The sequence below is a fragment of the Dyadobacter alkalitolerans DSM 23607 genome, from assembly GCF_000428845.1.
GTDB classification, from domain to species: Bacteria; Bacteroidota; Bacteroidia; order Cytophagales; family Spirosomataceae; genus Dyadobacter; species Dyadobacter alkalitolerans.
Map to the genome: position 1 here is coordinate 1 of NZ_AUAS01000023.1, position 12,866 is coordinate 12,866.

The 12,866-nt window shown below is 45.4% G+C and carries 11 protein-coding genes; 4 read left to right on the forward strand and 7 right to left on the reverse strand.

Annotated elements, in window-relative coordinates:
• The 7 genes from G395_RS30420 to G395_RS0125240 all read right to left on the reverse strand — a co-directional run.
• Positions 1-252 (reverse strand): transposase (locus tag G395_RS30420; RefSeq protein WP_035362037.1); only part of this gene is annotated, 252 nt, incomplete at its 3' end.
• A 122-nt stretch (positions 253-374) separates the two neighbouring features.
• Positions 375-1,154 carry a hypothetical protein gene (locus G395_RS0125215; protein WP_026632582.1) on the reverse strand — a complete coding sequence of 260 codons (780 nt, stop codon included), beginning with the start codon at positions 1,152-1,154 and terminating at the stop codon, positions 375-377.
• 59 nt (positions 1,155-1,213) lie between these two features.
• A complete protein-coding gene (locus G395_RS0125220) occupies positions 1,214-1,945 on the reverse strand; it encodes a hypothetical protein (protein WP_026632583.1) in 732 nt (243 codons plus the stop codon).
• Positions 1,946-2,018: 73 nt separating this feature from the next.
• The gene (locus G395_RS0125225) at positions 2,019-2,741 is read right to left on the reverse strand and encodes an RluA family pseudouridine synthase (RefSeq protein WP_026632584.1); all 723 of its coding nucleotides are present in this window, start codon (positions 2,739-2,741) and stop codon (positions 2,019-2,021) included.
• 127 nt (positions 2,742-2,868) lie between these two features.
• Positions 2,869-3,579, reverse strand: a complete 711-nt coding sequence (locus tag G395_RS0125230; RefSeq protein ID WP_026632585.1) for an ABC transporter ATP-binding protein — start codon at positions 3,577-3,579, stop codon at positions 2,869-2,871.
• Positions 3,580-3,615: 36 nt separating this feature from the next.
• A complete protein-coding gene (locus tag G395_RS0125235; RefSeq protein ID WP_035362039.1) occupies positions 3,616-4,068 on the reverse strand; it encodes a hypothetical protein in 453 nt (150 codons plus the stop codon).
• A 36-nt stretch (positions 4,069-4,104) separates the two neighbouring features.
• A complete protein-coding gene (locus G395_RS0125240; RefSeq protein WP_026632587.1) occupies positions 4,105-6,768 on the reverse strand; it encodes a tetratricopeptide repeat protein in 2,664 nt (887 codons plus the stop codon).
• Between the two features lie 171 nt (positions 6,769-6,939).
• Here G395_RS0125240 and atpD point away from each other — a divergent pair, with 171 nt between their 5' ends.
• The 4 genes from atpD (at position 6,940) to G395_RS0125260 (ending at position 12,756) form a co-directional block, all read left to right on the forward strand.
• Positions 6,940-8,454, forward strand: coding sequence for a F0F1 ATP synthase subunit beta (atpD, locus tag G395_RS0125245; RefSeq protein WP_026632588.1), 1,515 nt, complete (start codon positions 6,940-6,942; stop codon positions 8,452-8,454).
• A 28-nt stretch (positions 8,455-8,482) separates the two neighbouring features.
• Positions 8,483-8,725 (forward strand): ATP synthase F1 subunit epsilon, encoded by a 243-nt coding sequence (gene atpC / locus G395_RS0125250; RefSeq protein ID WP_026632589.1) that lies wholly within the window; start codon positions 8,483-8,485, stop codon positions 8,723-8,725.
• A 234-nt stretch (positions 8,726-8,959) separates the two neighbouring features.
• Positions 8,960-10,294: an APC family permease gene (locus G395_RS0125255; protein WP_026632590.1), complete on the forward strand. Its 1,335-nt coding sequence runs from the start codon at positions 8,960-8,962 to the stop codon at positions 10,292-10,294.
• 29 nt (positions 10,295-10,323) lie between these two features.
• On the forward strand, positions 10,324-12,756 hold the full coding sequence (locus tag G395_RS0125260; protein ID WP_051350400.1) for a TonB-dependent receptor plug domain-containing protein: 2,433 nt from the start codon (positions 10,324-10,326) through the stop codon (positions 12,754-12,756).
• The last annotated feature ends 110 nt before the right edge of the window (positions 12,757-12,866 follow it).

Genomic DNA, 12,866 nt, shown 5'->3' on the forward strand with positions numbered 1-12,866 from the left:
TTCCAGCTTCCTGCTAGAATAGATGTTGCTCATATAGCCAAATACGAGCACTTTTAAGAGCATTTGGGGATGATAACTTGCAGGACCGGTGAGGTAGTAGGCAGCATTGAGCGGCTCTAAATTAATCTTATTGATCACATCGTCTACCACACGCACAACATGCCCCTTGGGGATCAATTCTTCTAGACTGGGAGGGAGCAGCATCAACTGCTGCTGGTGATAGGGCTTAAAATTAGGCTGGCGGCGACCCATTTTTTTCTGAATTGCTTATACCTAAAGATAATCAATTCAGAAAAACTTTACAACCGATAAAAACGAAAAAAGACTGCCTCTTTTGAGACAGCCTCATTTTTTATGTGGTTACCTGGCAAACCTCAAAACTTCATGTTTAATGTTAGATGAGCAAATCCATTTACAGGATTGAATGCCGGGCTGATTTGAAATGTTATCGGTTCGTTTCTTCTGGTTAGTTCCCTTCTGACCCTGGTCGCTTTGGAGCCATTTTTGCCGCCTTTTACAAAACCCACAGTGCCAAATGTAACACCACCAGCAAAGCCGCCAATCATCATCCAAGCGCCTCTCATTGCTCTTTTTTCGTCCTGGTAACTTTTGTAATTTCCATTTGCGTCTGTTGCGCTTACCACAATGCCGGTTCCTATTGCCGCTAAAATTACGCCTGCGGAAGTTCCTGCGATACCCAGGATCATTCCATTCTTTGATTTGGTCTTATAATACTTGTATATAGCTCTAAGCCTATCCGGCGTCGCGGTTCGCAGTTCTTCCTGAAACCTTGCTTTTGGAGAAACTGCTGTGGACGATGATGCTACCGGCGCAGATGCTTTTGGCGCTGCCGGAGCATAATAACCGGGCACTTCCAGCACTGCTTCGAATGTCTCAACCTCACCATTACCATAATGGATGGATGCGATTTCACTCTTCCTAACTGAAAAAAGAGGGCCCTCGGGATCCGTTAATTTCTTATACTTCACAACATTATCATCGACTTCCTGTATGAGGACTTCGAGTTTCGTGGCATTGCGGAGGGTGATAAGGTCGGCTTTGCGGGGCGTTTGGGCATGAGCGAAATAGGCGGCTAATACCAAAAACAGAAAGAAGACCGATCTGATCTTCTTCCGGAGCATTGTGATTTTCATTCAGGAAGGATGTTATAATACGACATTTAGTAACCATTAATGTTACTAAATAAAAGGTATTAAAACGATAACCTCAATGATAATTGGCCTGACTTATTGAACGGGTCCAGATTAGGACTGATTGTTAAAATGCTCAACGACTGATTTCTGCGTAGCAATTCTGTTTTAACCTTCTCCGCCTTCTTACGATGGAATTTATAATTTCGAAAGCCGATAAGGCCGAGCCCTACACCCACTACCGGACCAGCAATGGCCAGTGAATTTCCGATAGTTTTATTGTCAGGACTGTTACCTGAACCCGCTATAATTACACCTGAAACCAGGGAAGCAGCAGCAAAAGACGTAAATACAATGGCGCCCGTCTTTCCATCCATCGATCTGTCATGATGATAGCGATATTTGTCCCTGAGCTGATCTGAATTCGCCATCACAACACTTCTTTCGAACTTATCTGTGGGTAGATTCGCCATATCGGCGTATTGTCCAACGCTATCCGGCGGGATATGGCCAACCAGCACAGAATCTCTGACGTTGATGATCTTACCGGTTTTGAGAATTACCCGTGCAACATGATCGAGGTAAATGTAACTTTTTGCACTATCAGCCGTTCCGAGATCGCGATAGTTGATCTTTTCATAACTCATTTGGGTAATCAGCGCCTGGATCTTCGAACTGTCGCGCTTGACGATAACGTCATTTTTTGAACTTTGCGCCCAGGATGAGCTTGAAATAATAAGACTTAAAACAACGCCTAAGACCAGGCTTGGTTTGATAAATGTGTGTAAATGCATGATTTTAATATTAGGTTGAAATGGATTGTAAGCTACACAATCTTTCCAGACAACCCTTAAAAAACTATGCTAACTATACGCCAAATTTATTGAGCTGCTTTACAAGTACCTCAAAATCTTTGGGATACGGCGCTTCCACCCGGATCGGCTCTCCATTCATCAACGTAAACGACAATGCAAAGGCATGTAGCGCAACGCGCTGAATGAGAGGCTGTTCCTCTGTTTCTTTTTTCAGATTGAATTTTCTTTTCAAACTCGAAAGAAAAATAGGTTCACCACCATATTGCGGGTCACAGACGATGGGCGCTTTCAGGCACGAAAGGTGAATTCGGATCTGGTGCATGCGCCCGGTGATGGGGATGCATTCCACCAATGTGTATCCGCGATAAACTTTTAATGTATTAAAAATAGTTTCCGCAACTTTACCCTCGGCCCGGTCTATCTTAACAGCTGTTCCATTTTTTAGTGGTAAAATGGGTAAGAACACGGAAATGCTGTCGAGGTTGTGAATGCCGGTTGCAACAGCATGATAGCGTTTCGTTACTTCCCTATGCTCGAATTGCATGGCTAAATGCCGGTAAGCAGCGGGATTCTTGGCAAAAGCGAGCACGCCGGAAGTTTCTTTATCCAGCCTGTGCGCCGCTTGCAGCTCGGAGTTATATTCTTTGGCCAACCGCAGCACGCTTCCTCCCCTATCTGCCGTCCTTTCATCCAATGTCGCCAGATGCGGCGGCTTATTAACGAGTAAAAAGTCCTCGTCTTCAAACAATATCAGGTCCTTAAAATTGATCTTCATAAATCTTCAAATAAAAATAATCCGGAAAAACGACCACGAACGGTAATTCTTCCGGATTGGCTCAATTTGCGAGCGTTTCTAATACAAAGGTAATTAATATTGAATTTAATATAAGCCGAAAATCGATCTAAACCAAAGCGCTAACCTTCGTTGGGTTGGGGTTGATGGTGTCGGATTCGACGAGGCCGTCGCGGAGGCGGACGATGCGGTGGGCGTAATGGGCGATGTCCTCTTCGTGAGTAACCATTACGATCGTGTTGCCTTTGCTGTATAACTGGTCGAAAAGATCCATGATTTCGTAGGATGTTTTGGAGTCCAAATTTCCCGTAGGCTCATCGGCTAGCAGGATGCTGGGATCATTCACAAGCGCCCGTGCAATCGCAACACGCTGACGCTGTCCACCTGAAAGTTCGTTCGGCTTGTGCCCTGCACGGTTTTCAAGGCCTACATTTTTAAGCGATAACATTGCTTTTTCTGTCCGATCTGATTTACTTAATCCTGCATAAATGAGAGGCAAAGCAACATTATCGAGCGAGGACATCCTAGGCAAAAGGTTAAATGTCTGAAAAACGAACCCGATTTCTTTGTTACGGATTTCAGCCAGTTCACTTTCCGTCATGTCACTTACATCTTTGTTATTAAGGATGTAACGACCTGTCGTAGGCGTGTCCAGGCAGCCGATAATGTTCATTAATGTGGATTTTCCCGAACCGGAAGGCCCCATAAAAGCCACATATTCCCCCTTATTAACAGAAATCGTGACCGATTTTAAAGCCTGGATCACCTCACTCCCCATCACATAACGTTTCGAAATTTCAGTGGTCTCAATGATTCTCATGTGATGGTTTTTCAGAATTGGGATAAATATTTGAATTTAAGCCGCGGACATGATGGTCCGCAAATGGCTGCTCACATACAAAGCGGCGAGAATTACGGCTGGCGAAACCGACTCATTATCAACAGTGCCTTCATCTTTCCAGAAGCTGGTTAATGTAAATTCCGTAGCATCCTCGGCAGTTTTTACAATCCATTTTCTTCTGGTCCAGGACTCATATTTCCAGTTATACAGCTCATCCTCGTAGGTAATCGTGGCGGAACCGTTCCAAAGATTGTATTTGATCTCGCCAAGCACCTCCGCACCGTCTATATCCAGAATTTTGGTGACTGTGTTGAGGAAGCCTTCGTTTTTGAATCTGAGCAAATAGCCATTTAATTCACCGTAGCCAGTGCTTTTCCAGAAATTTGTCTTTAATAACCCCACAATCAGCTTGCCTCGAAAGATCCGGCATTCGGTTCCGCTGATGTTGGATTTCCAGGATAAAGACATGTTGATGAAGTATAATGATTTCCCTAAAATATTAAATCACTGAAATTCCGCCCGTTGTTTTTCGATAAGTGCCCGCATAGGCTGATAGCGAGTCATAAATTGCTGATAATCGGCGGGCAATGCATATTGCCTCACTTTTTCCTCACCCTCATTGCCCTGGCCTATCAAACCCTGTTCCAGACTTAAATACGCATATTGCTCCCAAAGTTGTGGCGCATATTCATTATATCGCAATGCATCCAGCACCAGTTTGTAAGCTTTTGCAGTCTGCTTTTTCTGGCGGTAATGTGCCGAAGCCGATGAAACAACGCGTTCGTCAAAAGGATTGACCTGCACCGCATTATTAAAATTCTTGTCCGAAGGCGATTTTTGGGCAACTTGAAACAATGAATCCGAAAGCGATTTTGGCTTAACACCCGATAACAATGTTTGTTTCAATTTTTCAATCGCAGCACTTTGTTCTTTGTCCTGAATTTTATCCAAAAGAATTACGGCAACCTCTTTTTTGTCTGACAAGGCGTTCGCAACAGCCATGCCAATGGTCCCTTCAACGCCTTCAACTACGGATAATGTTTCAATTGCCTTGTCGTAAAGGCCGAGCTGTAAAAGCCAGTGTCCTAAGATCTTATGATATAAATCGCTTTGTTCGCCGTCTTCGTCTGCCCAGCCTGTTAATGTCTCCAATGCTTTGAGTTTGTCGCCGCTATAAAATTGGGAATACAAAGCGGCAAGGCTTAAATCCTGGGACAGAACAGGGTTTTTCGCTGCCAGGTCAGGCAACAATCTGGCGGGCATACGGTCCTGCTTTGCCTGATTCACCGCGTAATTCAATAAATAAGCAAAAGATGAAACGCTCAGCAACGAATCCGCCGGAACTGCATTTTTGTTGAATGTTTCCTTTGAAAAATTTTGCCTCAGATTCTGCACAGCGAGCCAGTTTGCCTGCCACGAAAGATAATCGCGCTTTTCACTCGCCGAGGCAAGGGAATCCAGCAAGCCGGAATCTGTGTTTTTTGCAAGAATAGCGAGCAGATTGGTTGCCGGAATCTCAGCTCGTTTAGTCGTTTCCTCTGCTTTTGCAAGATAATAGTAAGCTGAATCAGCAACATTGGTTTTATAATAAAGCATACCCAGGTTATTCAGCAGCTCACCGCTTTTTGGAAATGTCCTGATGCCTTCCTGCAAACTATAAACCGCATCAAAAAACAAATTTTCCTGCACCAGAATGCCCGTTAACCCCGAATAAGCCTGGGGTGAAGGATTTTTGAGCAATGACTGTCTGAAATAAAAAGCCGCCGCATTCCGGTCGCCCTGCCGCAATGCAAGGGAGGCCAAGGCGTAATTGGATTTATGGTTTTGGAATTCCTGCTGAACTGCGAGCTTATAATATTGCTCAGAAAGTGTAAACTCCTCCGTTTTGGCATGCAAATCGCCTAATCCATTGAAATAACCTGCAATTGCCTGGTTAACCGGCAGCAATCTTTGAATAGAAAACAGAACGATCAGGATCGTGAAACCAAACAAACGCGTTTGAGTGAGCCCAAATCGCATTGGCTTGTAAAGCACTTTGTAGACGGCCAGTTTTTGCTGAAAAAGGGGATAAAAATTGATCAGCACATAAAACAAAAAGAGCACGCTCATTGCAAGCTGACCCTGCACAACTACATCTTCCAATGTCTCTAAAACCGGATCATTAGCCGTCGCCGACATGTAGCCTGCAAACGAAACCGCAATGATAAACATGCCTATATAAAGCCAGAAACCCGTGCTGCGGAACGGAATAATGCCATCCGTAGAATCGGCGCGACGCCGGAAACCCCAAATTCCCAGAATCCCGGAAGCCAATGCCAGAAACGCCGGGCGGATTAATGTCACATCCCAATCAATTTGTTTCGTATTTCGCAGATATAGCAAAAGCAGCAATGTCAGATACAGAATGCTGATCACTAGGAAGTTAACCAACCCGGATTTTCCTTTTGAAACAGAACCGCTCGTGCTGAGCCACACTAATCCCGCAATGATTTCAGTGGCAGAAACAAGCAAAAAGAGAATGGTAATGAGCAGCCAGAAAGGAAATGAGTAAGAAGCTGCAGTTAAAGCGGGAAATGGTGTTTTAGCTAAAAAAACAATAAGAACTGTAAGAAGAACAGTCACCACTCCCACACCTAAAATCCGCCTTCCAATGCCAAAATCCGGCCTAAATGCATGGAAATAGTAGGTTACGCCGCCATATAAGATTACAGCGATCATAAAAAGCGCCCGGTTGGCATCCCCGAACGCGCCTAATGTTTCCAGTCTTGAAAATGCCAGAAACAGGATAAATACAATGGTGCCGGCCAGATACCAAAACCGCGACATGGTCGTCAGAGCAGCCAGGAGAATTGTTAATCCAATCAAAGAAAAAATCCAAAACAGCGCAACAGACAAAAAATCCGTTTCCATAATCGAAGCCATGAAGCTCTCCGTCACCAAATGCGAAGGCGTCGAGATCCCATATTGCCACTCCCCGATCTGCAGCACATCCACAACCGCAGTCGTCTCGGAAAGCTCGCTCACCACATTCCACCGGATCACATTCCCCAGCGGATCAATGCTCTTAACCGCAAAAAACACAAGCGCCAAAACCAAAACCAGGAAAGCCCCCACCGTCATCCTCCGCTCCGACGGCGACCAAACCTTCCAGAAAAAAAACTCCTTCATATATTTTATTTGAACCGTTTCACGGAATTTTAACTAAAAGATTTTGCTAAAACGGACTGATTTTCTAAAAAATATCCAATAAATCAATAATTCCACTCTTGGTACTGACCAAATTATCTCCTACTTTTGCGGTCTGAAAAAAACCTCATTGGAGATAATCAAAATTATATAATGGCAAACGCGACAAACATAGGAAAAATTACGCAGGTAATTGGCCCGGTTGTAGACGTATCATTTGAGGAAAGCGGAAGTATTCCGTCGATCCTTGATGCGTTAGAAGTCATCAAATCAAATGGTCAGCGAGTAGTTCTTGAGTGTCAACAGCACTTGGGTGAAGACCGGATCCGCACCATCGCGATGGATAGTACCGAAGGGATGCAACGCGGCATGACGGTGACACCACTGGGATCTCCGATCAGAATGCCGATCGGCGAAGGAATCAAAGGTCGTCTGTTCAACGTGATCGGTGAAGCAATCGACGGACTTACACCGCTTGACAATTCGAATGGTATCTCCATTCACCGCTCGGCTCCTAAATTTGAAGATCTTGCAACGTCTACCGAAATCCTTTTCACGGGGATTAAAGTGATTGATTTGCTTGCGCCTTATGTAAAAGGAGGTAAAATTGGTCTTTTCGGTGGTGCCGGTGTTGGCAAAACCGTTTTGATCCAGGAATTGATCAACAACATTGCGAAAGCTTATGCCGGTCTTTCGGTGTTCGCAGGTGTTGGAGAGCGTACCCGTGAGGGAAATGACCTGATGCGTGAAATGATCGAAGCTGGTATCATTAAATACGGCGACGAATTCAAGCACAGCATGGAAGAAGGCGGCTGGGACATTTCAAAAGTGGATTATAACACATTGAAAGACTCACAGGCAACTTTCGTTTTCGGACAAATGAACGAACCTCCTGGCGCACGTGCACGTGTGGCACTTTCAGGATTGACAATGGCTGAGTATTTCCGTGATGGAGATGGCGAAGGTCAGGGTCGTGATATTCTTTTCTTTATTGATAACATTTTCCGCTTTACACAAGCTGGTTCTGAGGTGTCTGCACTTTTGGGACGTATGCCTTCTGCGGTGGGTTATCAGCCAACATTGGCAACGGAAATGGGACAGATGCAGGAACGCATCACCTCTACAAAACGCGGTTCAATCACTTCTGTACAAGCTGTTTACGTGCCTGCGGATGACTTGACTGACCCAGCTCCTGCGACAACATTTGCTCACTTGGACGCAACGACAGTACTAAGCCGTAAAGTTTCTGAAAAAGGAATTTACCCAGCGGTGGATCCACTCGATTCAGCTTCAAGGATCTTGAATGCAGAAACATTGGGTGCAGCCCATTACGATTGCGCACAGCGCGTTAAGAACATTCTTCAGCGTTACAAAGAATTGCAGGATATCATTGCGATCCTTGGTATGGAAGAACTTTCTGACGAAGATAAGCTTGTCGTTTCACGCGCCCGTCGTGTTGAGCGTTTCTTGTCGCAGCCGTTCTTTGTTGCAGAGCAGTTCACAGGTTTGAAAGGAACATTGGTTGACATTAACGACACGATCAAAGGTTTCAACCTGATCATGGACGGCAGCTATGACCACCTTCCTGAAATGGCTTTCAACCTGGTTGGAACCATCGAAGATGCGCAGGCAAAAGGAGAAAAAATGCTTGCAGAAGCAACGCGATAAGTTGTAGTGCATCATAAACATTGAATTCATGCATTTAGAAATCATCACCCCAGATAAAAAAGTGTTTGCCGGAGAGGCAAATGCCGTTACATTACCGGGTACTGAAGGACAGTTTCAGGTTTTAAACCGTCACGCACCATTGGTTAGCACGCTGGGCAAAGGTGATGTGGTTGTAGAAGCCGGTGGCGTAAAGCAATCCTATCTGATCGACGGCGGCGTCGTAGAAGTGCTTAACAATCAAGTGCTTGTCCTCGCCGAGGCTGTTCTGTAAGAATATATTGGAATGAAAAAAGCAGATGCTGCGTGAGCGGCATCTGCTTTTTTGTGTTTATAGTGTTTAAATTAAAAGTCAACCACTAACAAATTGCGTTATTAGACAACGCTTCAAACTCGGCTGAACCATAAGCGGAGCAGATGCAGGTTTTCACAGTGAAATCAATAAGAATATAGGGAGTTACAAAAAGAAAAAGTTTTCCTATTTTCGAAAACATAACTTCACTCTCCTATGCAGCAACCGGCAGCCAAAAATGAACTTTTCAAAATCCTTGGCGTCGGTTTTGGCGTTGCAGTCACCGTTGGCGGCACCATAGGGACGGGAATTCTCAGAAAGCCGGGTCCTATTGCCGAGCAACTGGGCGATTACTGGCTCATTATGGGACTGTGGGCCGCAGTGAGTTTATATGCTTTTCTGGGAACATTGTGCACGATCGAGCTGGGCACTTCTATGCCTAAAGCCGGCGCATGGTACATTTATGCGCAGCGAGCTTTTGGCAACTACGCAGGCTTCGTTGTCGGGATAAATAGCTGGTTAGGAACGTGTTCGGCATTAGGCTTCGGCGTTTACACCATGAGCGAATATCTCGCATTGCTCATTCCCGCATTCGTAGGCTTTGAACCTTATGTAGCGGCTGGTATGCTCCTGATCCTGACCGGCATACATTGGATCGGGCTGGCATTGGCGAGCAGTTTCCAAAATATTATGAGTGTGCTCAAAGGGCTCGGATTGTTCATTTTTGTGGCAGTATGCTTTATCTATGGCGACGAAGTTACGGCCGAGCAGGCGCAGCTGACGACAAGCAAGATCGTTGAAACAGGCAGCTGGATTGCGCCTGTCATTTTTTCCTTACAAGCGATTTTTTACACATATGACGGCTGGCACACCGCTGCATACTTTTCAGAGGAAGACCGCGACCCGACGAAAAATTTGCCGCGTTCCATGATTGGCGGCGTCTTGCTGATCATTATCATTTATCTGCTTTGTAACATGGCGATTTTGCATGTCCTGCCCATGAATGAATTGTCACAGTCCAAGCTAGCGGCGGCGGATTCCATCCGGTTAATTTTTGGTGAAGGTTCGGGAAAGATTGTTACTTTATTTTTGATGATATCCATTTTGGGGATTGTTAATGCACAGTTGCTGTTTAATCCGCGTGTGTTGTATTCCATGAGCCGTGACGGGCTCTTTTTCCGGGGAGGAACGGCGGTAAACAAAGGCGGGACGCCGGCCGTTGCGATGCTGATCACGTCCGCAGTTGCCATCACGCTGATCCTCATCGGCAAAGACGCCACCGAAAAGCTTTCCGACATTGCGACATTCTTTTTTGTGCTCGGCTACACTTCCGGATTTGCCTCATTGCTTGCGTTGCGTAAAAAGGAACCGGAGTTGCCAAGGCCATGGAAAGTGCCCGCCTACCCTATCCTGCCCATTATTATGCTGATTTTATCCATCGCATTCCTGGTTGGAGCGGTCATTCAGGATCTGGCCAGCACGCAGTATGCATTATTATTTCTTGTGATCAGCTATCCGGCTTACCTGCTGGTAAGCCGTCTGAACCGTTAAATACATTAGTTCATTTAAGTTTTGAAATTATGCCATGGACAAATAACACCTTAAAGAAATGCCTGATTCCCGCTTTTTTGTTGCTATTGACTGGTTTTCAATGGCTTGATGATGATTTTACACAACGGATTGCAGCCAGGTTATCGAATTACAGGACAGTGTTTCCGCAGGAAAAGGCATATCTGCACCTGGACAAACCCTATTATGTGACGGGCGACACGTTGTGGTTTAAGAGTTATTTGGTGGAAGGTTCGCTCCATCTTGCCGATAGCGCTAGTAACCTGCTGTATGTGGATCTGATAGAACACCGCACCGGCAAAAATGTAGCATTGCGGCGGGTGCAGCTTTCAGGTGGGATTGGGCACGGTGAAATTGTGCTCGCCGATTCCATCGGACAGGGCGCATATACGATCCGCGCTTATACGAACTGGATGCGTAATTTTTCAGAAGATTATTTTTTCCAAAAAGACCTTTATCTGTTCGATCCCGAGAGCGTTTCGCAGCCTGCTGCGGCTGGTGGTTTGGATTTAAAATTTTTCCCGGAGGGCGGCCAGCTGGTGGCAGGAGTCAATACGCGGGTTGCTTTCAAGGCATTGGCTGGTAATGGTTTAGGTCAGGATGTAAATGGTTTTATTTTAAACAAAAGCAATGATACGGTCGCTTTTTATACTAGCAGTCATCTCGGAATGGGGCGTTTTGCATTTGAGCCGAAGTCGGGGGAAGTTTATAGTGCATTTGTAAAAGCGAAGGATGGCCAGGTTTCGCGTTTTGATTTTCCGAAAGTGTTGGAAAGCGGTTACACAATGGTGGTCGACAATCTTTCCAGTCCTTTGAAAATGCGTGTAATTGTGTACGGTGTGTTACCAGGAAAATCAGAATCTCTAATCCACATCGTAGGACACGCGCGCGGCATTGTTGCCTTTGTGGCCAAAGGAAAAGTTACATCTAAGGGCCTGATGCTGAACCTTCCTACAACGGGCCTGCCGGATGGCATCACACATTTGACATTGTTTGATGAACAAAATAAGCCGGTAAGCGAAAGGCTTGTTTTCATTAATCACAACAGGAATCTAAAAGTCAATATTTCGCCTGGCAAAACGGCCTATAAGCCTCGGGAAAAAGCTGAAATTGAGATTTCCGTGACAGATTCGGCTGGTAAGCCTGTTGAAACAAACCTTTCCGTAGCCGTTACTGACGCAGGACAGATTTTGCAACAGCCCTATGATGAAACCATTGCTTCGTATCTCCTGCTTTCGTCCGATCTGAGAGGTTTTATTGAACAGCCGTCCTACTATTTTGATCCGAACAAAACGGAAAAAAAGATCCATATGGATATGCTGATGATGACCCAGGGTTGGAGCCGTTTTCTGTGGGAAGATGTTTTGACCGACTCGCTTGCTGCGCCGCAACGTTTTGTTGAACAAGGCATTACACTAGAAGGGGAAGTGAAGCGAAACAATAAAAAGCTGAGCGAAAAAGTAATGTTGTCGATGTATCTCAGTAATGATAGCCTGAACACATTCCTGACCGCCGAAACAGATCCAAACGGTCGCTTTGGAGTTTATAACCTTGTTTTTACGGATTCATTGAAAATCCGTTTGCAGGGAATGAACAAGAAAGGAAATGCCAGCCTCTCCTTTCGCCTCGACCCTTTTGCTGCGCCTAAGGCAACATTGGTAAAGGCGCCTTTTTATCCTGTTACCGTGGATGCAAAACAGCTTTTGGAATACCTGAAAAGAGCTGAGCAAGACCAGGAAATAGCCCGAAAAATCAGGGAAAGCCGGGAACGCTTATTGCAGGAAGTAACCATTAAGGGCAAAAAAGAAGTGCAGCGGGATTCCAGGAAAATTTACGGCTCCGCAGACGCTTCTATAAAAGTGACTAACCAAATGGCATCCGCAGGGCGAAGTATTTTGGACATTCTTGCGGGCCGCGTGGCTGGGGTTCAGGTGGTTGGCTCGGGAATAAATGCTTCGGTGTACATTCGGGGCAATCGTGGAGAGCCATTGTTTGTATTGGACGGCATGCCGGTGGACAAGGACATGATATCGAGTCTGAACACATTTGACGTGGAATCGATCGATGTTTTGAAAGGACCCGGTGCCGCTATTTTCGGAAGCCGCGGCGGCAACGGGGTGATTTCGATTTTGACCAAAAGAGGCAACGAGAATTACGATTACTCGCAGGACATTGTTCCCGGTGTACTGGTTTCGAAGATAGCCGGTTTTAATGTTCCCAAAGAATTCTATGCACCCAAATACGAGGTTAGCAAACAGCAGGCCACAACGCCGGACTATCGCTCTACCCTATTCTGGGCTCCTATGTTGAGAACGAATAAGGACGGCAAAGTTAAATTTGAATATTTTAATACAGATGCGGTGACAAATATTGATATCCGTGCGGATGCATTAAGCTTGTCTGGCACGCCAGGATCGGGAAAAGCAACCTATGCGGTTGATTAGCAATGACTTTACATTCCCTGGAAAGTTTTCGAAACTTTTTAAGTCTGCTGATTTTCAGATAAGATTACCTTGTTTTGAACGTTACTAATCTTATTTGGGCTGTTGAGCCA